This is a genomic window from Geobacillus sp. WSUCF1, assembly GCF_000422025.1.
In the GTDB taxonomy this organism is placed as follows: Bacteria; Bacillota; Bacilli; order Bacillales; family Anoxybacillaceae; genus Geobacillus; species Geobacillus zalihae.
Genome location: NZ_ATCO01000068.1, coordinates 1 through 21,821, shown reverse-complemented (window position 1 = coordinate 21,821; position 21,821 = coordinate 1). Strand labels below are relative to the sequence as shown.

At 52.3% G+C, this 21,821-nt stretch carries 20 protein-coding genes, 1 rRNA gene, 3 pseudogenes and 2 riboswitches; of the genes and pseudogenes, 20 read left to right on the top strand and 4 right to left on the bottom strand.

Translation table 11 applies throughout. The features are described 5' to 3' along the window. From I656_RS18625 to tsaD, 5 genes are all read left to right on the top strand, one after another. Positions 1-264: hypothetical protein (locus I656_RS18625; protein WP_164832318.1), on the top strand; the 264-nt coding region annotated here is incomplete at its 5' end. Further along, positions 251-709: a tRNA (adenosine(37)-N6)-threonylcarbamoyltransferase complex ATPase subunit type 1 TsaE gene (tsaE, locus tag I656_RS08820; RefSeq protein WP_020754880.1), complete on the top strand. Its 459-nt coding sequence runs from the start codon at positions 251-253 to the stop codon at positions 707-709. The genes I656_RS18625 and tsaE, both read left to right, overlap by 14 nt. Further along, positions 706-1,446: a tRNA (adenosine(37)-N6)-threonylcarbamoyltransferase complex dimerization subunit type 1 TsaB gene (gene tsaB / locus I656_RS08825; protein WP_015373795.1), complete on the top strand. Its 741-nt coding sequence runs from the start codon at positions 706-708 to the stop codon at positions 1,444-1,446. The genes tsaE and tsaB overlap by 4 nt, the downstream gene beginning before the upstream one ends. After that, positions 1,406-1,858, top strand: coding sequence for a ribosomal protein S18-alanine N-acetyltransferase (gene rimI, locus I656_RS08830; protein ID WP_011229747.1), 453 nt, complete (start codon positions 1,406-1,408; stop codon positions 1,856-1,858). The genes tsaB and rimI overlap by 41 nt, the downstream gene beginning before the upstream one ends. Beyond that, a complete protein-coding gene (gene tsaD, locus I656_RS08835) occupies positions 1,855-2,868 on the top strand; it encodes a tRNA (adenosine(37)-N6)-threonylcarbamoyltransferase complex transferase subunit TsaD (protein WP_013144049.1) in 1,014 nt (337 codons plus the stop codon). The genes rimI and tsaD overlap by 4 nt, the downstream gene beginning before the upstream one ends. Before the next feature lie 321 nt (positions 2,869-3,189). Here tsaD and I656_RS08845 read toward each other — a convergent pair. Further along, positions 3,190-5,116: pseudogene (locus I656_RS08845) on the bottom strand (ABC-F family ATP-binding cassette domain-containing protein). Between the two features lie 96 nt (positions 5,117-5,212). Between I656_RS08845 and moaC the strand changes: the two are divergent. The 4 genes and pseudogenes from moaC (at position 5,213) to tatC (ending at position 7,291) form a co-directional block, all read left to right on the top strand. Continuing rightward, a complete protein-coding gene (gene moaC, locus I656_RS08850) occupies positions 5,213-5,701 on the top strand; it encodes a cyclic pyranopterin monophosphate synthase MoaC (protein WP_011229750.1) in 489 nt (162 codons plus the stop codon). A 15-nt stretch (positions 5,702-5,716) separates the two neighbouring features. Continuing rightward, positions 5,717-6,358 carry a redox-sensing transcriptional repressor Rex gene (locus I656_RS08855; protein ID WP_013144051.1) on the top strand — a complete coding sequence of 214 codons (642 nt, stop codon included), beginning with the start codon at positions 5,717-5,719 and terminating at the stop codon, positions 6,356-6,358. A 17-nt stretch (positions 6,359-6,375) separates the two neighbouring features. Beyond that, on the top strand, positions 6,376-6,528 hold the full coding sequence (gene tatA, locus I656_RS08860) for a twin-arginine translocase TatA/TatE family subunit (protein WP_013144052.1): 153 nt from the start codon (positions 6,376-6,378) through the stop codon (positions 6,526-6,528). Further along, a pseudogene (gene tatC, locus I656_RS0115420) lies at positions 6,525-7,291 on the top strand (twin-arginine translocase subunit TatC). Before tatA ends, tatC begins: the two are co-directional and overlap by 4 nt. 181 nt (positions 7,292-7,472) lie before the next feature. Here tatC and I656_RS08865 read toward each other — a convergent pair. After that, positions 7,473-7,652, bottom strand: a complete 180-nt coding sequence (locus I656_RS08865; protein WP_013144055.1) for a YdiK family protein — start codon at positions 7,650-7,652, stop codon at positions 7,473-7,475. Beyond that, complete coding sequence (locus I656_RS08870; protein ID WP_020754871.1) at positions 7,649-8,383, bottom strand: CPBP family intramembrane glutamic endopeptidase; 735 nt, start codon at positions 8,381-8,383, stop codon at positions 7,649-7,651. The genes I656_RS08865 and I656_RS08870 overlap by 4 nt, the downstream gene beginning before the upstream one ends. Before the next feature lie 355 nt (positions 8,384-8,738). Here I656_RS08870 and groES point away from each other — a divergent pair, with 355 nt between their 5' ends. Both groES and groL read left to right on the top strand, forming a co-directional pair. Beyond that, entirely contained in the window at positions 8,739-9,023 is a 285-nt protein-coding gene (groES, locus tag I656_RS08875) for a co-chaperone GroES (RefSeq protein ID WP_013144057.1), read from the top strand. Positions 9,024-9,127: 104 nt separating this feature from the next. Further along, the gene (gene groL, locus I656_RS08880) at positions 9,128-10,744 is read left to right on the top strand and encodes a chaperonin GroEL (protein WP_020754869.1); all 1,617 of its coding nucleotides are present in this window, start codon (positions 9,128-9,130) and stop codon (positions 10,742-10,744) included. A 168-nt stretch (positions 10,745-10,912) separates the two neighbouring features. Here the strand turns inward: groL and I656_RS08885 are convergent, their stop codons facing one another. Next, a complete protein-coding gene (locus I656_RS08885) occupies positions 10,913-11,332 on the bottom strand; it encodes a hypothetical protein (RefSeq protein WP_015373799.1) in 420 nt (139 codons plus the stop codon). Positions 11,333-11,445: 113 nt separating this feature from the next. On the opposite strand from I656_RS08885, the gene fumC reads away from it, so the two are divergent. The 9 genes and pseudogenes from fumC to I656_RS0115410 all read left to right on the top strand — a co-directional run. After that, a complete protein-coding gene (gene fumC / locus I656_RS08890) occupies positions 11,446-12,816 on the top strand; it encodes a class II fumarate hydratase (protein WP_033005457.1) in 1,371 nt (456 codons plus the stop codon). Positions 12,817-13,006: 190 nt separating this feature from the next. After that, positions 13,007-13,962: pseudogene (locus I656_RS0115415) on the top strand (AAA family ATPase). A gap of 5 nt (positions 13,963-13,967) precedes the next feature. Further along, positions 13,968-15,149, top strand: coding sequence for a DUF58 domain-containing protein (locus I656_RS08895; RefSeq protein WP_020754864.1), 1,182 nt, complete (start codon positions 13,968-13,970; stop codon positions 15,147-15,149). Continuing rightward, a complete protein-coding gene (locus I656_RS08900) occupies positions 15,146-16,954 on the top strand; it encodes a DUF3488 and transglutaminase-like domain-containing protein (RefSeq protein ID WP_020754863.1) in 1,809 nt (602 codons plus the stop codon). Before I656_RS08895 ends, I656_RS08900 begins: the two co-directional genes overlap by 4 nt. Next, on the top strand, positions 16,951-17,307 hold the full coding sequence (locus tag I656_RS19140; protein ID WP_235048617.1) for a DUF4129 domain-containing protein: 357 nt from the start codon (positions 16,951-16,953) through the stop codon (positions 17,305-17,307). Before I656_RS08900 ends, I656_RS19140 begins: the two co-directional genes overlap by 4 nt. A 40-nt stretch (positions 17,308-17,347) precedes the next feature. After that, a riboswitch (purine riboswitch) is annotated at positions 17,348-17,449 on the top strand. Between the two features lie 61 nt (positions 17,450-17,510). After that, entirely contained in the window at positions 17,511-19,043 is a 1,533-nt protein-coding gene (gene guaA / locus I656_RS08905) for a glutamine-hydrolyzing GMP synthase (RefSeq protein WP_015373805.1), read from the top strand. Between the two features lie 89 nt (positions 19,044-19,132). Continuing rightward, a riboswitch (purine riboswitch) is annotated at positions 19,133-19,234 on the top strand. Positions 19,235-19,334: 100 nt separating this feature from the next. After that, positions 19,335-20,660: an NCS2 family permease gene (locus tag I656_RS08910; RefSeq protein ID WP_011229764.1), complete on the top strand. Its 1,326-nt coding sequence runs from the start codon at positions 19,335-19,337 to the stop codon at positions 20,658-20,660. 142 nt (positions 20,661-20,802) lie between these two features. Continuing rightward, the gene (locus I656_RS08915; protein WP_020754860.1) at positions 20,803-21,351 is read left to right on the top strand and encodes a GNAT family N-acetyltransferase; all 549 of its coding nucleotides are present in this window, start codon (positions 20,803-20,805) and stop codon (positions 21,349-21,351) included. Positions 21,352-21,713: 362 nt separating this feature from the next. Beyond that, a 16S ribosomal RNA gene (locus tag I656_RS0115410) occupies positions 21,714-21,821 on the top strand; the annotation flags it as partial.

Below are 21,821 nucleotides of genomic sequence, written 5' to 3'. Positions count from 1 at the left end.
AGTAGGTCGCTGCTAGGCAGCTTCATTCACCAGGGAGTTTCGACACGCCTCATTCCCTTTTTCTTTTTAGGGGCGATTGCGCAACAGGGCGATCTGTCAGCGAGCCAAAAGGCTGCGCGGGATCGTCCTTTTTGTTTTTCCTTTTCTCCTATGCCTATTTTTCGTTTTGGAAGTGGCGGCAAGATGTTCGGATATGATACAATTTCAAAAGCAAGAGTGAAGATGATAAAAGGGGATAAGGTAGAACAAAATGAAAAAAATTGAAATTTTGGTGCATTCTCCGGAAGAAACGAAGTCGGTGGCCCGCCGGCTGGCGGAACATCTTGAGCGGGGAATGGTCATCGCATTAGAAGGTGATCTCGGGGCGGGAAAGACGACGTTTACGAAAGGTCTTGCTGAAGGGCTGGGCATTACGCAAACGGTCAATAGCCCGACGTTTACCATTATTAAGCAATATGATGGTCGGCTTCCGCTTTATCATATGGATGTATACCGACTTGAAGATGAATGGGAAGATCTTGGATTTGACGAATATTTTGCTGGCGATGGCGTCACGGTTGTTGAATGGGCGCATTTGATCGCCGGCCAGTTGCCTGAGGAACGGCTGACCGTTTTCTTGTTTCATCGTGGCGGCGATGAGCGGTTGCTTCACTTTGAGCCGTCGGGGGAGCGTTATGAACAGTTGTGCAAGGAGATTTTTCCGTCATGAAAGTATTGGGAATTGATACATCGAATATGCCGCTTGGCATTGCGTTGGTAGATGGTGATGTCGTGAAAGGGGAATTCATCACCAATGTGAAAAAAGACCATTCATCCCGGGCGATGCCAGCCATTGAGTTGTTGCTTCGACGATGTGACGTTGCTCCAAAAGATCTCGATTTAATCGTTGTAGCGAAAGGGCCGGGGTCGTATACCGGGGTGCGGATCGGCGTGACGATTGCGAAAACGCTTGCCTGGTCGCTCGGTATTCCGATCGCCGGAGTGTCGAGCCTTGAGGTGCTCGCCGCCAATGGCCGTTATTTTCCTGGGGTGATCGTTCCGCTGTTTGACGCACGGCGCGGACAAATTTACACCGGGCTTTATCGCTACGAAGGCGGTGCGCTCCGCTGCCTTGAGGAGGATCGGATTGTGGCGGCGGATGAGTGGGCGCGTCGGTTGAGCGAGCGGGAAGAGGATGTATTGTTCATTGGTGCGGATGCACCGCTATATCGTGATTTGTTTCGAAGTCATTTAGGCGAACGGGTTCACGTGGCTCCGTCGTCTTTGGCGTTGCCGCGTCCGAGCGAGTTGGTGATGCTAGGCAAACAAAAAGAGCGCGAGAACGCCCATGTGTTTGTGCCGAACTACCTCCGCCTTGCCGAGGCGGAGGCGAAATGGCTCGCGAAACAAAAAGGGGAACAGAACGATGGGGATCAATGTTCAATTTCGGCCAATGACCATTCATGACATTGATGAAGTCGTGCAAGTCGAGCGGGCATCGTTTACTTCGCCTTGGAGCCGTGAATCGTTTTACAACGAGCTCATGTACAACCGCTACGCCAAATATATCGTCATGGTGTACAACGGGCGGATCATCGGGTATGGTGGGATGTGGCTTGTCATCGATGAGGCGCATGTGACGAATGTAGCCGTGTTGCCGCAGTTTCGTGGGCAAAAGCTTGGTGAAGCGCTCATGCGGCGCTTGATGGACATGGCCAGGCAGCACGGGGCGGCGACGATGACGCTTGAGGTGCGCGTGTCCAATCATGTTGCCCAGTCGCTGTACCGAAAGCTAGGGTTTCGCAACGGAGGCATTCGCAAACGGTATTATCCGGATAACTTTGAAGACGCGTTAGTCATGTGGGTGAAGCTGAGATGAATGAGGACGTATATGTATTAGGCATTGAAACGAGCTGCGATGAAACGGCGGCAGCAGTCGTGAAAAACGGAAGAGAGGTTTTATCGAATGTAGTGGCGTCGCAAATGGAAAGCCATCGGCGGTTTGGCGGCGTCGTGCCGGAAATTGCTTCCCGCCATCATGTGGAGCAAATTACGCTCGTTATTGAAGAAGCGATGCAGCAGGCCGGCGTATCGTTTGCGGGCCTTGATGCGGTGGCGGTGACGGCCGGACCGGGGCTTGTCGGAGCGCTTCTTGTCGGGGTCAACGCGGCGAAAGCGTTAGCGTTTGCCCATGGATTGCCGCTTATTGGGGTGCATCATATCGCCGGTCATATTTACGCCAATCAATTAGTGGCTGAAATGAAGTTTCCGCTGTTGGCGCTCGTCGTTTCCGGTGGTCATACGGAACTCGTGTTCATGAAGGAGCATGGGAATTTTGCGGTGATCGGTGAAACGCGCGATGACGCTGCCGGTGAGGCGTATGACAAGGTGGCGCGGGCTTTAGGCCTTCCGTACCCAGGAGGACCGCACATCGACCGGCTGGCTCATGAGGGAGAGCCAGTGATTGATTTGCCGCGAGCGTGGCTTGAGGAAGGTTCGTATGATTTCAGCTTCAGCGGCTTAAAATCGGCGGTTCTCAATGCGCTCCACAACGCGAAGCAGCGCGGCGAGGAGATCGATCCGAGACAGATGGCCGCGAGCTTTCAGGCCAGCGTCGTCGATGTGCTGGTGACGAAAACGGTGCAGGCCGCCAAAGAATACCGCGTACGGCAAGTGCTGCTCGCCGGGGGGGTGGCGGCCAACCGCGGGCTGCGGGCTGCACTGCAGGATAAAATGAAAGAGCTCCCCGATGTGGAGCTTGTCATCCCGCCGTTATCGCTATGCACCGATAATGCTGCGATGATTGCCGTTGCGGGAACAGTGTTATATCAACAAGGAAAGCGGGCTGATTTGGCGCTCAACGCCAATCCAAGCTTGCCGCTTGTCTAGGCAGTTGGCTGAAACGCGAAAGACACCGAAGGGCGATCCGTTTGCGGCAGGCAAACGGATCGTCCTTTTTGTTTTCATGTGAAAAAAGTTTGTGTATATTTTTATCCACAAATCTGTGGACAATGTGGAAAAAGCGGTAAAACATGATCAACATAAGAAAAACAATACACAGCGATTTTTGTGCAAAAGGAAGATGTTTTTTGTGGATAATGTGGAAAAGTTGGTGAATAACTTATATTCCATGGTGGAAATTGTGGATTCTTTTGTGGATAATGTGACTAACTAAAGAACAACCCGCCGAAACTAGAGGCGGGTTGTCGGTTATAGTGAAGTATAAAGCTGTTCCCATTCGGCCAATAACGTTTCGACTCGCTGCTTCCGCTCGTCGTTTTCTTGCGTCAATCGTTGCATCGTCTCATAGTCGCCGTAAACGGATGGATCACAAAGTTTTTGCTCGATCTCAGCGATTTGTGCTTCAAGCGCTGCAATCTCGGCTTCGATTTCATCCAAGCGGCGTTGGCGCTGGCGCCGTCGTTTTTTTTTCCTCTTTTTCTTGCTCGTATGTCGTTTTGGCAGAATCACTTGCCGTTTCTGTCGGGCGGACGTTCAGGAGCGCCAATTCGCGCATTTCTTCTTTTTTGGCGATGTAGTAATCATAGTCGCCTAAGTATTCCGTTAGGCCTCCGCTGGAAAGTTCAAACACCTTTGTTGCGATTCGGTTGATGAAATAGCGGTCGTGGGAAACGAACAAAATCGTTCCCGGGTAGTCGATGAGCGCTTGCTCGAGCACTTCTTTGCTGTCAAGGTCGAGATGGTTTGTCGGTTCGTCCAAAAGAAGGACATTTGCTTTTTGCAGCATCAGCTTGGCGAGCGAAAGGCGTGCTTTCTCCCCGCCGCTTAAAGCGGAGACCGGTTTTAAAACGTCATCGCCGGAAAACAGGAAGTTGCCGAGCACGGTGCGAATTTCTTTTTCCGTCTTTTCGGGGTAGGCGTCCCACAGCTCGTCAAGCACCCGTTTGTTCGATGACAAATCAGCTTGGTCTTGATCGTAATAGCCGATTTGGACGTTTGCGCCGTAGCGGAGCTCTCCTGTTTGGATAGGGAGTTTTCGGGCGATCGCCTTCAGCAATGTCGACTTGCCGATGCCGTTCGGCCCGACTAGGGCGACGCTTTCGCCGCGCGTGATGCGGAAGCTGATTTGGCGGATGATGGGTGCACCGTCGTCATAGCCAACGGCTATGTCTTCAGCGGTGAGCACTTCATAGCCGCTCGGTCGATCGATCGAGAACGAAAAGGAGGCTGATTTTTCATCGCCGACAGGCCGTTCGAGCCGTTCTATTTTTTCCAGTTGCTTTCGCCGGCTTTGCGCCCGTTTGGCCGTCGAGGCACGTGCGATGTTGCGCTGGATGAAGTCTTGGAGTCGGGCGATTTCTTCTTGCTGTTTCTCGTACCGTCTTAACTCTTGTTCGTATTGCTCGGCCCGCAACTCCAAATAGCGGCTGTAGTTGCCGGCATAGTGTTTGAGCGTGGCATTCGACAGTTCGTATACGTCGGTGACGATTTTGTCTAAAAAGTAGCGGTCGTGGGAAACAACCAGGACGGCACCGGGATAGGCTTGCAAGTACTGCTCCAGCCAGGCAAGCGTCTCAAGATCCAAATGGTTCGTCGGCTCGTCCAAAATCAATAAATCCGGCTTGGACAACAGCAATTTCCCAAGGGCAAGCCGCGTCCGCTGTCCGCCGCTTAACGACGAGACCGGCGTAGTTTTATAATCATATGAGGAAAACTGCAGCCCGTGCAAAACGGAGCGGATGTCGGCTTCGTATTGGTAGCCGCCTTGTTCTTTGTATTGTTCTTGCAGCTCGTCATACATTTTCAGCGTTTTTTCATAGCGAGCGGGATCGGCGAGTACGTCCGGGTCGCCGAGTTGCATGCTGAGTTCGGCGAGCTGTTTTTCGAGTCCTAGAAGCGGGGTGAATACCTCAAGCATTTCGTCCCAAATGGAACGCGGCGAGTCGAGCCCGCTGTTTTGCGCCAAATAGCCGATTTTGATATGGTTTGGTTTGATGATTTTGCCGCTGTCGAAAGAGAGTTCACCGGCGATGATTTTCAACAATGTCGATTTTCCCGCTCCGTTGCGGCCGACAAGGGCGATTCGGTCGCGGGACTGTATTTCTAGTTTTATATTCGATAAAATAAGGTCAGCGCCGAAATATTTCGTGAGCCCGTGCACTTGCAAAATGATCATGTCCGTCACCTCGCGAATAGTTTAACGCAAGTCGCGAAAACGGTCAAAGACGAATGATGAAAAATCGTGTATAGTGTATAAATGGAGGAGATTGTATTGTCATCGTTCACTCATTTCAATGAACAAGGGCGCGCGAAAATGGTTGATATTACGCACAAAGAAGATACTGTGCGAGTGGCTGTGGCGCAAACGAGCGTGACTGTCAGCCGGGAAATTTACGAAAAAATGACGAGCAATGCGATCGAGAAAGGGGATGTGCTCGCCGTCGCTCAAGTGGCGGGGGTGATGGCGGCGAAGAAGACAGCTGACCTTATTCCAATGTGTCACCCGCTTATGTTAAAGGGTGTGGACATTGCTTTTGCTTGGGAAAACGATGGAGAAGCGCATAAGCTCGTCATCACGGCAACGGTGAAAACGAAAGGGAGCACAGGAGTGGAAATGGAAGCGCTGACGGCCGCTTCGGTCTGTGCGTTGACAGTGTACGATATGTGCAAGGCGCTTGATAAAGGAATGGTCATCGGTCCGACGTATTTGGTCGAAAAAACGGGCGGGAAGTCTGGCCATTACCGACGGAAAACCGATTAGCTAGGGGATGAGATCATGAGCAACGAACAACCGAAAATTCCGCAGGCAACCGCCAAACGGCTGCCGCTTTACTATCGGTTTTTGAAAAACTTGCACGCTTCCGGCAAGCAACGCGTCTCCTCTGCCGAGTTGAGCGAGGCGGTGAAAGTCGATCCGGCGACGATCCGCCGTGATTTCTCCTATTTTGGCGCGCTTGGCAAAAAGGGATACGGGTATAATGTCAATTATTTGTTGTCGTTTTTCCGCCGGACGCTTGAAGAGGATGAGGTGACCGAAGTCGCCTTGTTTGGCGTCGGCAATTTAGGCACCGCCTTTTTAAACTATAATTTTTCGAAAAACAACAATACGAAAATCGTGATGGCGTTTGATGTCGATGAGCGGAAAGTAGGGACGACAGTCGGCGGGGTGCCGGTCTATCATCTCGATGAGTTGGAGGAGCGGCTTCACGAAAACATCCCGGTCGCCATTTTAACCGTGCCGGCCGCCGCGGCTCAAGCGCTGACCGACCGCCTTGTCGCGCAAGGAATTAAAGGCATTTTAAACTTTACTCCGGCGCGGTTGAACGTGCCGAACCATATTCGCGTCCATCATATCGATTTAGCCATTGAGCTGCAGTCGCTCGTCTATTTTTTGAAAAACTATCCATCGCCATCGTAAAAAGGAGAGAACAACACATGAAATATTTGTTGCTCGTTGCTGTGATTTTGTTGCTGTTTGGCACGAAAAAGCTGCCGGAGTTGGGGCGGTCGTTCGGCCAGTCGCTTCGCGAGTTTAAAGACGCCACAAAAGGGCTCGCTGATGACGAAGAAACGAAAACCGACCGATGACAAGGCAGGATGGGGAAACAATGAATGACAAAGAAATGTCGGTGTATGAGCATCTGGGTGAACTGCGAAAACGGCTCATCATCGTGCTCATCTTTTTTGCTGCGGCGCTTGTCGTTAGTTTCTTTTTTGTCGATGATGTCATTTTGTATTTGCAGCGAACGGCCGAGGCGAAGCATTTGACCATGAACGCCTTCCGCCTCACCGATCCGATTAAAGTGTATTTTCAGTTTGCCTTTGTCATCGCGGCTGTACTGTCGGCTCCGGTGCTGTTGTATCAAATTTGGGCGTTTGTCAGCCCCGGTCTGTATGAAAAAGAGCGGAAAGTGACGTTAAGCTATATCCCGGCGTCGATCGTTCTTTTTTTAGCAGGCGTCAGCTTCGCTTATTTCGTCTTGTTTCCGTTTGTCGTTCGATTTATGAGCCAGCTGGCTGACCAACTAGGGGTTCAACAAATGATCGGCATTAATGAATATTTTCAGTTTTTGCTTCAGCTCGTGCTGCCGTTTGGCATCGTGTTTCAGCTGCCGATCGTCGTGTTGTTTTTCACCCGCTTAGGCTTATTACGCCGCAGCTTCTTGTTCGCATCCGCAAGTATGCGTATTTGGCGCTGCTTATTTTAGCGGCGGTCATTACGCCGCCGGATGTGCTGTCGCAAGTGATCGTCATGATTCCGCTCACCATTTTGTATGAAGGAAGCATTTGGGTGGCGCGCATCGGCTATCGGAAAGCGCAGCGAGCAGCCGAGGAGGAAGGCAATGAGTGAGGCGGGACGAAAAACATTGAGAGGAAAGCGAGCAAGGCCGGGCCAAACGAAGGGGCCGTCTCAAAAGCCGCAACACAGGACTTTGAGGCCGGCCTCTTGTTTTTTGTTTCCATTTTCACGATATGATCGCCGTCATGAGACTGATGTTCTGGTCCCTTCCCGTCCGAATCACGGGAAGGGGTCAGCGTTTTGAGGCGAAAAGAAGGCGAAGGGCGGTGCCGAAATCAAAGGCAGCGAGCGCCGCTAAAGCGATGGTGGAGACGTTCCAAACCGTTTCATGAGCACTTTCGATGGCCAAATACGTAAACATTGAGCCTAAGACGAAATACGGAAGCGAAAACAGCTGAGGGTTTCGCATCATAGCCAAACCCTCCAAACGGCGAGCGGCAGCTCGGACTGGCGCATCATGTTCTCAATCTCGTCGGCCAACAGCGTCTGCATGGCGACGACGAACGTATTCATGGCGACATGGGCGAAAATCGGCACGAAAATGCGTCCGGTTTTCGCGTATAAAAACGCGAATACCATCCCCATGGATGTGTACAGAAGCAAATGTTCCGGCTCCATATGGACAATGGCAAACAAAAGCGAACTAACAAGCGCCGCCAACCAAAAGTTGTATTTTTCATAAAGCGAGCCAAAAATGATTTTGCGAAAGATGATCTCCTCCAAAATCGGGCCGATGATGGAGGTGACGACGATAAGCAGCGGCGTCAGGCGGATGATATCGATGATTTGCCTTGTATTTTCCGACCCTGGTTTGATGCCGAGCAACCGCCATTCGATGTTGGCGGCGATGCTTTGCGCCGTGAGCGCCAAAAAGACGCCCAAGACCGCCCACATCCACGAGGAACCAAGCGGCAGCCGCCGCATCATTCGTTCGTTGCGGTCACCGCGGAGCAGCCATAGGATAATGACAAAAGCGAGCAGGAAACTAATGATCGCCCAATACCCGGAAGCCAGTTTGGCGGCTTCGAGGCGGCTTTCCGTTCCTTGGCCGACGCCGAGGGCGCGAAGAAGCGGCACGCCGACAAAGGCGGACAGCTGCATGACGATATACGTGATGATGACGTACCAGTGGTTGCGTTTCAAACCCTCTACCCCTTTTATTTCAAATTATATCCGTATTGTAGCACATGTATGGCGAAAATAGTAAGAAAACTGCATCCTCGCATCCCACTTCACCGCCGCAAAAAAATGAATCGGAGCCGTTTATCAGTCCGAGGAATGTGAAATAATGAAAATGAGCTCCGCGCGGATGGGGAGTAGAGGCAAAACAACCGGCTCCTTTTGCTCTTTCTTCTTTAGGAGAGAAAAACAGTTATTTTTTTGCATTTCCTACTTGCAAAACGGAAAGAAGTTCATTAATATTATAAGTGTGTTAGCACTCGATAGTGATGAGTGCTAATAAGAACGGCGAAAACTATCGTTAAGGAGGTCGTTTCCCGTGTTGAAGCCATTAGGCGATCGCATTGTCATTGAAGTCGTGGAAACAGAAGAAAAAACGGCGAGCGGCATTGTGCTGCCGGATACGGCGAAAGAAAAACCGCAAGAAGGCCGCGTTGTCGCTGTCGGTGCAGGCCGCGTGCTCGATAACGGCCAACGCATCGCGCCGGAAGTCGAAGTTGGCGACCGCATTATCTTCTCGAAATATGCGGGCACAGAAGTGAAATACGACGGCAAAGAATACTTAATTTTGCGCGAAAGCGATATTTTGGCTGTCATCCGCTAATATATGCGTTCATCACATAAACATTCCGAAAACATACTGGGTATTGAATCGGATACTTAACTTGTGGCACGCAGTCCAACAATTTCATAAGGAGGTAACGGGGTATGGCAAAACAAATCAAGTTCAGCGAAGAAGCGCGCCGTGCGATGTTGCGCGGGGTGGACAAACTTGCAGACGCAGTGAAAGTCACATTAGGTCCGAAAGGCCGCAACGTCGTATTGGAGAAAAAATTCGGTTCGCCGCTCATCACGAATGACGGGGTAACAATCGCGAAAGAAATCGAACTCGAAGACCCGTTTGAAAACATGGGCGCGAAATTGGTCGCTGAAGTCGCCAGCAAAACGAACGACATCGCTGGGGACGGTACAACAACCGCTACGGTATTGGCTCAAGCGATGATCCGCGAAGGCTTGAAAAACGTGGCTGCTGGTGCCAATCCGATGGGCATCCGCCGCGGGATTGAAAAAGCGGTTGCCGTTGCGGTTGAAGAATTAAAAGCCATCTCCAAACCGATCAAAGGGAAAGAGTCGATCGCCCAAGTGGCTGCGATTTCGGCTGCTGACGAAGAAGTCGGTCAATTGATCGCTGAAGCAATGGAACGCGTCGGCAACGATGGCGTCATCACGCTCGAAGAATCGAAAGGCTTCACGACGGAACTCGACGTTGTCGAAGGGATGCAATTCGACCGCGGTTACGTTTCGCCGTACATGATTACGGATACAGAAAAAATGGAAGCCGTTCTCGAAAATCCGTACATCTTGATTACGGACAAAAAAGTATCGAGCATCCAAGAACTGTTGCCTGTTCTTGAGCAAGTCGTGCAACAAGGCCGTCCGCTCTTGATCATCGCTGAAGATGTCGAAGGCGAAGCATTGGCAACGCTTGTTGTCAACAAACTGCGCGGCACGTTCAATGCGGTAGCTGTCAAAGCGCCTGGCTTCGGTGACCGCCGCAAAGCGATGCTCGAAGACATCGCGATTTTAACGGGCGGTGAAGTCATCTCCGAAGAGCTCGGCCGCGAACTGAAATCGACCACGATCGCTTCGCTCGGCCGTGCGTCGAAAGTTGTTGTTACGAAAGAAACGACGACGATCGTCGAAGGCGCTGGCGATTCGGATCGCATCAAAGCGCGCATCAACCAAATCCGTGCGCAGCTTGAAGAAACGACTTCGGAATTCGACCGCGAAAAACTGCAAGAACGCTTGGCGAAACTCGCTGGCGGCGTAGCGGTCATCAAAGTGGGCGCAGCGACAGAAACGGAATTGAAAGAACGCAAACTGCGCATCGAAGACGCGCTCAACTCGACTCGTGCGGCTGTTGAAGAAGGCATTGTCGCTGGCGGCGGTACGGCATTGATGAATGTCTACAGCAAAGTCGCGGCCATCGAAGCGGAAGGCGATGAAGCAACCGGCGTGAAAATCGTCTTGCGCGCAATCGAAGAACCGGTTCGTCAAATCGCGCAAAACGCTGGTCTGGAAGGCTCGATCATCGTTGAGCGCCTGAAAAACGAAAAACCGGGCATCGGCTTCAACGCGGCAACAGGTGAATGGGTCGACATGATCGAAGCTGGCATCGTGGACCCGACGAAAGTCACTCGTTCGGCGCTGCAAAACGCTGCCTCTGTCGCCGCCATGGTCTTGACGACAGAAGCGGTCGTTGCCGACAAACCGGAAGAAAACAAAGGCAACAACAACATGCCAGACATGGGCGGCATGATGTAATCTCGCCGCAAAAGCCTTGGAGCACCGGGGGAGTTCCCCGGTGTTCTTTTTCTTTTTGACTATATATGCCTCAGCCAGGTGTTCTTACAGCCGCTGATCGGGTGAAGGGCAGCTGTTGTTTCTCCCTCATATCGCTATTCTATTGCACCTTTTCCTCCGCTGTGCTAGTTATCGCACCTCAATGAAAAACGCATAAATCGCATCCCCTTTTTTCCAAGAGGCGTGAATGGCATAAATGTATGCCCCTTTCTTTTCCGGAAGAGTAATGATTCCGTTTTGCACCGGGCGCCAGTCGGCATCTCCGCCGTTCCATACACCCGCTTCGATCGTCAACGGGCGGTCGTCAAATTGGAGGTGTAATTTTGCCCCAGGGGCAACCGGATGGGGATTCATGTTTTTCACGAGCAGCGGCGGGGCGGCAGCGTCGGCCACGACTCCGCGGCCGCCTGTTGACCATGTATATGTTCCGAGGCGGTGGTCGATTGTCTCTCCGTCGACGGCCAATCGTAAGTCAGGCGGTTGGATGTCGCCCGATTGGCAACCGGACAGCCATACAGCGATGAGGAGCCATAGCCATCTATTTTTCATGTCGTTTCCCCCTTTCTCAGTTAGACGTTTTGCCTGCTCATTTGTTTCATTGTCGATTGTGATTTTGGGTAAAATTAGAAATGGAAAGGCGATATCCAAAGGAGGAGAATGGAATGAACGTGCGGATTGAACGCGATTCGCTCGGTGAGGTGCAGGTGCCGGCTGATAAGTACTGGGGGGCGCAGACGGAGCGAAGCCGGCAAAACTTTCACATCGGCACGGAAACAATGCCGTTGGAATTGATCTATGCGTATGCCGAGCTGAAAAAAGCGGCGGCCATCGTCAACCACCGAGCCGGGAAGTTGAGCGAAGCGAAGCAGCGGGCAATTGTCGCCGCGTGCGAGGAAATTTTGGCGGGCCAATGGGATGAGCATTTCCCGCTCGTCGTCTGGCAGACGGGAAGCGGGACGCAGACGAACATGAACGTCAATGAAGTCGTGGCGAGACGGGCGAGCGAGCTGCTGGATGAGGGGGAAGGGCGCATTCACCCGAACGATGATGTGAACATGTCGCAAAGCTCGAACGACACATTCCCAACTGTGATGCATATCGCGATCTTCACGAAGATCCAAACGCACCTCCTGCCAGCGCTTGATGGCTTGATCGGGACATTCGCGACCAAAGAACGCCAATATGGGAAGACGATCAAAATCGGGCGCACCCACTTGCAAGACGCGACGCCGCTCACATTTGGGCAGGAGATTTCCGGTTGGCGGGCGATGCTTGAGAAAAGCAAGGCGATGATCATGGAGGCGAGTGAGAAGCTGCTTGATTTGGCGATCGGCGGCACGGCGGTTGGCACCGGAATCAATGCGCCGCCGGGATTTGGCGAGCAAGTGGCCGAGCAGCTAAAAACGCAGACGGGTTATCCGTTCCGTTCGTCAACCAATAAATTCCATGCGCTGACAAGCCATGATGAGATCGTGTATGTCCACGGAGCGTTGAAAGCGCTCGCCGCCGATTTGATGAAAATCGCCAACGATATCCGCTGGCTGGCGAGCGGGCCGCGCTCCGGGCTCGGGGAGATCACGATTCCAGCCAATGAACCCGGAAGCTCGATCATGCCGGGGAAAGTGAATCCAACGCAAAGCGAAGCGATGACGATGGTCGCTGTGCAAGTGTTCGGCAATGACGCCACGATCGGCTTTGCGGCGAGCCAAGGCAACTTCCAATTAAATGTGTTCAAGCCGGTCATCGCCTATAACGCCATTCAGTCCGTGCAGCTGCTCGGCGATGTGATCCACTCGTTTGATGAACGGTGCGCCCAAGGGCTGGAGGCGAACGAAGCGAAAATGAAAGAATACGTGGACCGCTCACTCATGCTCGTGACGGCGTTGAGCCCGCGTATCGGCTACGACCGGGCGGCGGAAATCGCGAAGCTCGCCCATCGCGAAGGGTTGACGCTCAAGGAAGCGGCGTTGAAAACAGGCTATGTGACGGCGGAACAGTACGAGGAATGGGTGAGACCGGAGAAAATGATTTAAGGGAAAAGCGCTCATCCCGCTTCCGTGGGATGGGCGTTTTCATTTTTGACTTCTCCCTTTTTTCTCCTTCTCCCCTTTGTTGCAAATCCATTCCAAAAGTTGTGTATATTCGATATTATATTAATAGTAGAAACTAGATAGTGCCTACTCCTAAAAGTCCCATTGATCACCATAAAAGGAGTTTGATGTCATGACGATCAACGAACCGTTGCTTTCCCCGCTTGAGCAAGTTGTCCGCAATATTGAACAAGTCATTGTCGGAAAACGCAATGTCATTGTGCTCAGTTTAACGGCGCTGTTGGCCAAGGGCCATGTGTTGCTTGAAGATGTGCCGGGCGTCGGCAAGACGATGCTTGTGCGTGCGCTGGCGAAATCGTTCAACGTGGAGCTGAAGCGCATTCAGTTTACGCCGGATTTGCTGCCGAGCGATGTGATCGGCGTTTCCGTCTACAATCCGAAAACACAGCAATTTGAGTATAAACCCGGACCGATTGTCGCCCACATCGTGCTCGCGGACGAGATCAACCGGACGTCTCCGAAAACGCAATCGGCGCTCCTGGAAGCGATGGAAGAAGGAAGCGTGACTGTTGACGGCGTCACCCGGGCGCTGCCGCAGCCGTTTTTGGTGATGGCGACGCAAAATCCGATTGAATATGAAGGAACGTATCCGCTCCCCGAGGCCCAGCTTGACCGGTTTTTAGTGAAACTGCACATGGGCTATCCGTCTCCCGATGAGGAAATCGAAATGTTAAACCGTCTAGAAAAGACGGCACCGCTGGCGGAGATCGGCCCGGTGATGTCGCTTGATGAATTGCTTGCGTTGCAACGAAAGGTAGCCGACGTGCATGTGAGCGATACCGTGAAACGATATATCGTCGATCTTATCCAGCAAAGCCGTCAGCATGAAGCGGTCTATTTAGGCGTCAGCCGCGCGGGTCCGTCGCTTTGATGAAGGCGGCGCAAGCGTACGCGTTCATCCATGGCCGCGATTTTGTCATCCCCGATGATGTGCAGCACCTTGCTCCCTATGTGCTGGCTCATCGCCTGCTTATTCGCCCGGAAGCGAAATGGGACAAGCTTGATGCTGAAATGGTCGTCAGTCAGCTTGTTTCCCGTACGCCGGTGCCGGTGCAAGGGCGGAGATAAAAGCGATGAACGCGAAGCGAATGAAGAAGGGGAGGCGTTGGCTCCCGCTTATTGGATTGTTGCTGTTGACCGCAATCTTGTTTTCCTACGCCATGTTTCAAGGTGGATTTGTCAGCTGGTTTTTGTTTTACAGCTTTTTGCCGTTTGGACTGCATGCGTTTGCCGTCGCCTTGTATCCGCTCAGACGCGCTGCGGTGATTCGAACCGTGCCGGCGCGGCGCTACCATGCGGGTGAATCGATTCCGGTGATGGTTCGTATCGAGTTGCCGTGGGCGGTTCCGCTGGCGGCGCTTGCTGTTGCTGAGGAAGGGTGGAAGCACGGAGGAGAGATGATTGCGATTGCTTGGCCGTTTCGCCGCCATCTTTCTTGTACATGGCCGCTTTCCTTGCCGCGCGGCCGTCATCAATTGGAAGCTGTTCGCTTGGAAGCGCGCGATGTCTTTGGCTGGGTGAACAAAACGGCATCGTTTTATGCCCCGTGCACGGTCATCGTCTATCCACGTTATATCGAATGGCCGCCTGAGATGGTGCGCGAATGGTTTGCCCAAGGAAAAGCTGCGCGCACGCTTGCCTATCGCCGCGATATGGCCGTGGCGGCCGGCGCCCGTGAATACGTGCCTGGGGACAAAATGTCGTGGGTGCATTGGAAGGCGTCAGCGCGCAGACAGGAACTGATGACCAAAGAGTTTGATGAACAGCGCAATGACGATTGGATCGTTGTGCTCGACGGCGCCGCGTCTCCATGGTTTGAGGAGCTTGTCACGTTAGCGGCTTCCGTATCGAAGGCGTTGATAGATGAAGGGGTGCCGGTCGGGATGCTCGTTGCTGGAAAAGAGCGTTCTTTCTTAGCGCCGCGCCGCCATGACGGACAGTGGCAGTCGATTCTTCTCCGGTTGGCGGAAGTGGACGTCGGCGGCCAAGAGCCGCTCGCGCATGTTTTAGCTGAGGAGGCGAACTGGAGGACGGCTGCTGGTTGCATCATTGTGACGTCCGCGTTGTCCGCCCAGTTGGCCGGGCAGCTGCGAGCAATGGCGCCAAAACGCCATATTGTTCTGTATGTTGTCAACCGTGAATGGGGAGAGGATGAGCGGAATTGGGCGGACAGGCTTCGCCGCAGCGGAGTGTACGTATCGCGCATTGACCCGCAGGCGTTGCAAACCGTCCGGCAAGGAGGAGGAGACGGATGAGACCGTTAGGGGCAAACATGTTATCTACCGTGCTGTCTAACGCCCTAGCCGCTTGGCTGCTCACGGAATGGCTTTGGCCGTTAGAGGCCGTCACCGATACAGCGCATATAGGCGTGTTTGTATCATTTGTCGCCCTTTGTTTCGGACTTCATTTGCTCCGTGTTCCCATATGGCTTTCCGCGCTCGGGAAAATGGTTTATATATGGTGGGCGCTTTCTCGTCTATTTTCTTTTGCTTCGATCGCCGCTTTGCCTCATGCACTTTGGCGGGATAGCACCGTCTGGTTGTTGGGCGACCGGTCTTCTATGCCGGGTGATGCGCTGCGCACCTTTGTCTTTTTTCTGCTGTTATGGGCCGTTTCGTTCCTGTTGCATTGGCTTATTGTACGGCGGAATCGGTGGTTTGTCCCATACGCGTTGACAGTTGGGTATATCGCTGTGCTTGATACGTTTCTGCCATATAGCGGCAACGGGGCGATCCTTCGTCTTGTTGCGCTCGGCTTTTTTGCCTTCGTTTGGCTCCAGGGCGAAGAGCTGCAGGCAAAAGCGCCGTCTTTTCGCATCGGAAAGTGGCGGGCGGCCGCTCTATTCATTCCTGCCGTCGCTCTTGCGGTTGGGTATGCGGGTCCGAAGCTGCCGCCGCAATGGCCGGATCCGGTGGCGTTTATCCGCAGCTATCACGCCCAGCCGGAAGAAACGAACGATGACTCACCTTCTCCTGGTGTGGCAAAAGTGGGATATGGGCAAAATGATTCCCGCCTCGGCGGGCCGTTTATTGCTGATGATGCCGTCGTTTTCATTGCCAAAGACCAAGGCCGTCATTATTGGCGCGTCGAAACGAAAGACATTTACACGGGAAAAGGGTGGGAAGCGTTTCAAAGCGAACAAGTCCAGTCGTTTGGAAACGGTGAGCTGATTAGGTATGAATGGTGGAGCGACAAAGTCAAGACGGTCGAGCAGACGGCGGAAATCACCCGCCAAGACCAGGCGTTTCATCTCGTCTATCCGCTCGGCTTGCAACAGGTGCAAACGTCTGACCATATCGTCTACCGCATGCATATGGCGACGGAAAAAATTTATACGAGCGATCAAAACGCCAACGCGCTTCCGATCCGTCAGTATATGCTGACGTATATGGAGCCAGATTTTCCGATTGAGGCATTGCGCGCCGCGCCTCCTGTCCAAGACCCGCCCTTTTTGAAACGTTATACGCAATTGCCAGAGACGCTTCCGCAGCGGGTTCGCGAGTTGGCGAAGCAAATTACTGATGGAAAAGAAACCGTGTACGACAAGGTAAAAGCGATCGAGCAATACTTCCATCTGAACGGATACACGTACGAAACGACGGACGTCGCTGTTCCCGGGCCTGATCAAGATTACGTCGACCAGTTTTTATTTGAGACGAAGCAAGGGTATTGCGACAATTTTTCCACCTCGATGGCGGTGCTCGTCCGCACACTGGGCATTCCAGCGCGCTGGGTGAAAGGGTACACATCCGGACGGTTGGTTGGGGAACAAGACGGGCAATCGGTTTATGAAGTGCGCAACAACGACGCCCATTCATGGGTCGAAGTGTATTTTGAAGGCATCGGCTGGGTGCCATTTGAACCGACGCAAGGGTTTGTCAATCCATATGCGTTCTCGCTTGCCGCTTCGAATCCAGAGGAGCCAGAACACAGCTGCAGCCGGAAGAACGGGAAACGCCGCGTGTGCCGCTCGATCAATTACTTGAGCAACCTTCGACGGCACAGGGGGAGCATTGGTGGGAGAAGCTGGCGGATGTTTGGTCGTGGAAAATGGGGTTGACCACGCTGGTCGTGTTGGCCGTGTTGGGCGGAGCGGCCTATGCGACAAGGCGGAAATGGTGGCCGCGCTTTACGCTGTTTCGGTTCCGCCGCCGGAAACTCGATGGGGCCGCCTGGCTCATTTCTGCGTACGGGGCGCTTCTTCGCCATTTGCAAGATTATGGACTTAAGCGTCGGCCGCATGAAACGCTGCGTCAATACGCCGCCGAAGTGGATCGCCTGTTTGAAACAGATGAAATGAATCGGTTGACGAAACTATATGAACGCGCCGTATACGGAACGGGAATCAAGGAAGCCAATGTCCGTGAAGCGGTGGAATTGTGGGAAAATTTAATAAAAAGGACGATCTCTTGACCGTATGCTGGCAAGTTGATAGAATGAACTCAAATTTGCATACGGATAGACGAAAGCCCTTCATATAAGCGCAAGAATATGGCTTGCGCGTCTCTACCGGGCCGCCGTAAACGGCCCGACTATGAAGGCAGAAGACGCTGCTATTCTGCCTTCATCCATGTTTTGGGCAATGGCAGCGTTATTTTTTTGACGGGGTGGAAAACATGAACCAAGAAATGATCGTCGTCTTGGACTTTGGCAGTCAATATAACCAGCTGATTACCCGCCGCATCCGAGAGTTTGGTGTCTACAGCGAACTGCATCCGCACACGATCCGTGCTGAGGAAATTCGTGCGCTGAACGCCAAAGGAATCATTTTCTCGGGCGGTCCAAACAGCGTGTATGATGAACGAGCGTTTACATGCGACCCAGCGATTTTTGAGCTGGGGCTGCCGATTTTAGGGATTTGCTACGGGATGCAGCTGATGGCGCACCATTTAGGAGGTAAGGTGGAAAAAGCGACGCACCGTGAATACGGCAAAGCGCTCATCCAAGTGAAAAACGATTCTTTGCTTTTTCATGGTTTGCCGGACGAGCAAGTCGTTTGGATGAGCCACGGCGATTTGGTGACCGCTCCGCCGGCTGGTTTCGCTGTCGATGCGACGAGCCCTTCGTGCCCGATTGCTGCGATGAGCGATGAACGGCGGAAGTGGTATGGAGTGCAGTTTCATCCCGAAGTGCGCCACTCGGTCTACGGCAATGATCTATTGAAGAAATTTGTCTTTGAGGTGTGCGGCTGCCGGGGCGACTGGACGATGGAAAACTTTATTGATGAGCAGGTGCGCCGCATCCGTGAACAAGTGGGCGGAAAAAAAGTGCTGTGCGCCTTAAGCGGCGGAGTCGATTCGTCGGTTGCTGCCGTTTTGGTGCACCGCGCCATTGGCGATCAACTTACTTGTATTTTCGTCGACCATGGCCTTTTGCGCAAAGGTGAAGCCGAAAGCGTCATGAAGACGTTCCGTGAGCAGTTCCAAATGAATGTCATTAAAGTTGATGCGAAAGACCGCTTTTTGGCGAAACTCAAAGGGGTTACGGACCCGGAACAAAAGCGGAAAATCATCGGCAACGAGTTTATTTACGTATTTGACGACGAGGCGGCCAAGCTTGAAGGCATTGAATTTTTAGTGCAAGGCACGCTCTATACCGACATTATCGAAAGCGGCACGGCGACGGCGCAAACGATCAAATCGCATCATAATGTCGGCGGTTTGCCGGAAGATATGAAATTCGAACTGATCGAACCGCTCAATACGCTGTTTAAAGACGAAGTGCGTGCACTCGGCACGCAACTAGGAATCCCAGACGAAATCGTCTGGCGGCAGCCGTTCCCGGGGCCAGGGCTTGGCATCCGTGTTCTTGGAGAAGTGACGGAAGAAAAATTGGAAATCGTTCGCGAATCAGACGCCATTTTGCGCGAAGAAGTGAAAAAAGCTGGGTTGGACCGCGAAATTTGGCAATACTTTACCGTCCTTCCCGACATTCGCAGCGTTGGGGTGATGGGGGATGCCCGCACGTACGATTATACGGTCGCCATCCGCGCGGTGACCTCGATCGACGGGATGACCGCCGATTGGGCCCGCATCCCGTGGGATGTGCTCGAGCGGATTTCAACGCGCATCGTCAATGAGGTGCCGCATGTCAACCGCGTCGTCTACGATATTACAAGCAAGCCTCCGGCAACGATCGAGTGGGAATAAAAACGAACAAAAGACGGACATTTCCAAAGAAATGTTCGTCTTTTTTTCTTGACAGGTCATCTTCAGGCTGATACAATAGCCGTGGAATCATGAATATTGTTGAATTCCGTCGTATAATCCCGGGAATATGGCTCGGGAGTTTCTACCAAGCTACCGTAAATAGCTTGACTACGAGGGATGCGGGATCGGAGAGTGCTTGTTTGTCCTCTCTCTGTTCGTCATTCCTTCCTAGTCAACGCTTCTGGTAGCTGCTAGAAGCGTTTTTTATTTTATGTATAGGAGGGGGCAGACGTGAGAAAGTACTTCCAGTTTGATGAGCTCGGCACGAACTATCGAACGGAGATTATCGCCGGGCTGACGACGTTTTTGTCGATGGCGTACATTTTGTTCGTCAACCCATTTACCTTGTCGTTAGGGGCTGTGAAAGATTTTCCTGACGAACTGCGCATTGACCAAGGCGCCGTGTTTGTCGCCACGGCTTTGGCAGCGGCGTACGGATCGATTTTGATGGGAGTGTTGGCCCGCTATCCAATCGCCTTGGCGCCTGGGATGGGGCTGAATGCCTTTTTCGCCTTCACCGTCGTGCTGCATATGGGCATTCCGTGGCAAACAGCGCTGGCAGGGGTGTTTGTTTCCGGCATCATTTTTACGATTTTATCGCTCACCGGCATTCGGGAAAAAATTATCGATGCCATTCCCGTTGAACTGAAATATGCAGTCAGCGCCGGAATTGGCCTGTTCATCACGTTCATCGGCTTGCAAAACGCTGGAATTATTGTCGATAACAAAGCAACGCTCGTTGGATTAAGTTCATTGAAAGACGGCAATACACTGTTGGCCATTTTTGGATTGTTCATTACTGTTGTTTTGATGGTAAGAAAAGTAAACGGCGGCGTCTTTTACGGCATGGTCATTACCGCGATTGTCGGCATGATTTTCGGATTGATCAAAGTGCCGCATCAAATTGTCGGCGCGATTCCGGATATTTCGCCAACCTTCGGTGTAGCGATCAAGCATTTGCCGGACATTTTCTCGTGGAAAATGCTCGGCGTTGTCTTAACGTTCTTTATTGTCGACTTTTTCGATGCGACAGGGACGCTTCTAGCTGTCGCCAACCAAGCCGGACTGCTGAAAAACAACAAACTGCCGCGCGCCGGCAAAGCGCTGCTTGTCGATGCGACAGCAGTGATGGTGGGGGCGGTGTTTGGCACATCGACGACGACATCGTACATCGAATCGTCAGCCGGCGTCGCCGCCGGAGGACGCTCTGGGTTTTCGGCCGTTGTGACGGGGATTTTGTTCTTGCTGGCGCTGTTCTTCTCCCCGCTCCTGAGCGTCATTACCGCACCGGTCACCGCACCAGCGCTCATCATCGTCGGGGTGTTGATGGCTTCGTCGATCGGCGAAATTGACTGGAAAAAGTTCGAAGTCGCCGTGCCGGCGTTCTTCACGCTCATCACGATGCCACTTTCCTACAGCATCGCCACTGGGATTGCCGTTGGATTCATCTTCTACCCGATCACGATGATTTTAAAAGGCCGCGGCAAAGATGTTCATCCGCTGTTGTATGTGCTATTTGTCGTCTTTATCTGCTACTTCGTCTTTTTGCGGGAATAGAGAGGATCGGAGGACTGTTCCTAAGGCGGGTTTGCCGTCATGGGAACAGTCTTTTTTTATTTGCCAAGAAGGGATTGGCGGACGACTGGCGTGTTTAGGTTGATATGCTATAATGAGAAAAATGATGAAAGGGGAATGAACGATGTTTATCCATCGCTTAGAGGAACATTCATGGCTAAAGTTGCTCACAATGGAAGATGCGGAATCGCTTTTTGCGTTGATTGACTCCTGCCGCCCGCATTTGCGTCAATGGCTCCCATGGGTGGATTCAACCCAAACAGCAGCGGATTCGAAGACGTTTATCTTTCAAGGATTGCAGAAGTTTGCTGCTGGCAATGGTTTTGAGGCAGGAATTTGGCATCGTGGCCAATTGGCTGGTGTGATCGGAATTCATTATATGGATCGAGTGAATCGAAAAACGAGCATAGGCTACTGGCTTGGCGAATCGTTTCAAGGAATAGGGCTGATGACGAAAGCGTGCAAGGCGTGCATCGACTATTTGTTCGTTGAGCAGGGGATGAATCGTGTCGAAATCCGCTGTGCAACAGAAAATCGCCGGAGCAGAGCGATTCCTGAACGGCTGGGATTTACGAATGAAGGGACGATTCGAGATGCGGAGTGGCTTTACGATCATTTTGTCGACCATGTTGTGTACGGGATGTTAGCGAGAGAATGGAAGAAATGTGAATAAGGGAGTTTGGGGCCGAAAGAAAAAATCTTGAATAAACTGTTGACACATCAAAATGGAGATGCTATATTGGTAAAGCCGCTTCAATGCGGCGAAAAAACAAAAAACATATTGACATAAACAAAAAGGGATGATATATTATAAGAGTCGCTTTTGAGATAATGGATGTCTCAATAAAGCAAATGCGAATAAAGGATAAGCTCGTTCCTTGAAAACTGAACGAAACGAAGCGCGATAGAAAAGCTGAGGCGCCGAGATTAGCTCCCGAAGCCAAATGTACTTCACCCGGAGGGTGCTTGCACCCTGAGGGGGAAGGTGATTTGGCAGCAGAGAGCTAGGCGCCGAAGCAAAAGCCAATCAACTTTCTTTTGGAGAGTTTGATCCTGGCTCAGGACGAACGCTGGCGGCGTGCCTAATACATGCAAGTCGAGCGGACCGGATTGGGGCTTGCCTTGATTCGGTCAGCGGCGGAC

Coding starts and splice junctions, on each gene's coding strand:
- tatA (WP_013144052.1), top strand. CDS start 6,376: ATGAAATATTTGTTGCTCGTTGCTGTGATTTTGTTGCTGTTTGGCACG.
- I656_RS08900 (WP_020754863.1), top strand. CDS start 15,146: ATGAGACCGTTAGGGGCAAACATGTTATCTACCGTGCTGTCTAACGCC.
- I656_RS08915 (WP_020754860.1), top strand. CDS start 20,803: ATGTTTATCCATCGCTTAGAGGAACATTCATGGCTAAAGTTGCTCACA.
- rimI (WP_011229747.1), top strand. CDS start 1,406: ATGGGGATCAATGTTCAATTTCGGCCAATGACCATTCATGACATTGAT.
- tsaE (WP_020754880.1), top strand. CDS start 251: ATGAAAAAAATTGAAATTTTGGTGCATTCTCCGGAAGAAACGAAGTCG.
- tsaD (WP_013144049.1), top strand. CDS start 1,855: ATGAATGAGGACGTATATGTATTAGGCATTGAAACGAGCTGCGATGAA.
- I656_RS08895 (WP_020754864.1), top strand. CDS start 13,968: ATGAACGCGAAGCGAATGAAGAAGGGGAGGCGTTGGCTCCCGCTTATT.
- groL (WP_020754869.1), top strand. CDS start 9,128: ATGGCAAAACAAATCAAGTTCAGCGAAGAAGCGCGCCGTGCGATGTTG.
- I656_RS08885 (WP_015373799.1), bottom strand. CDS start 11,332: ATGAAAAATAGATGGCTATGGCTCCTCATCGCTGTATGGCTGTCCGGT.
- tsaB (WP_015373795.1), top strand. CDS start 706: ATGAAAGTATTGGGAATTGATACATCGAATATGCCGCTTGGCATTGCG.
- I656_RS08865 (WP_013144055.1), bottom strand. CDS start 7,652: ATGATGCGAAACCCTCAGCTGTTTTCGCTTCCGTATTTCGTCTTAGGC.
- I656_RS08855 (WP_013144051.1), top strand. CDS start 5,717: ATGAGCAACGAACAACCGAAAATTCCGCAGGCAACCGCCAAACGGCTG.
- guaA (WP_015373805.1), top strand. CDS start 17,511: ATGAACCAAGAAATGATCGTCGTCTTGGACTTTGGCAGTCAATATAAC.
- fumC (WP_033005457.1), top strand. CDS start 11,446: ATGAACGTGCGGATTGAACGCGATTCGCTCGGTGAGGTGCAGGTGCCG.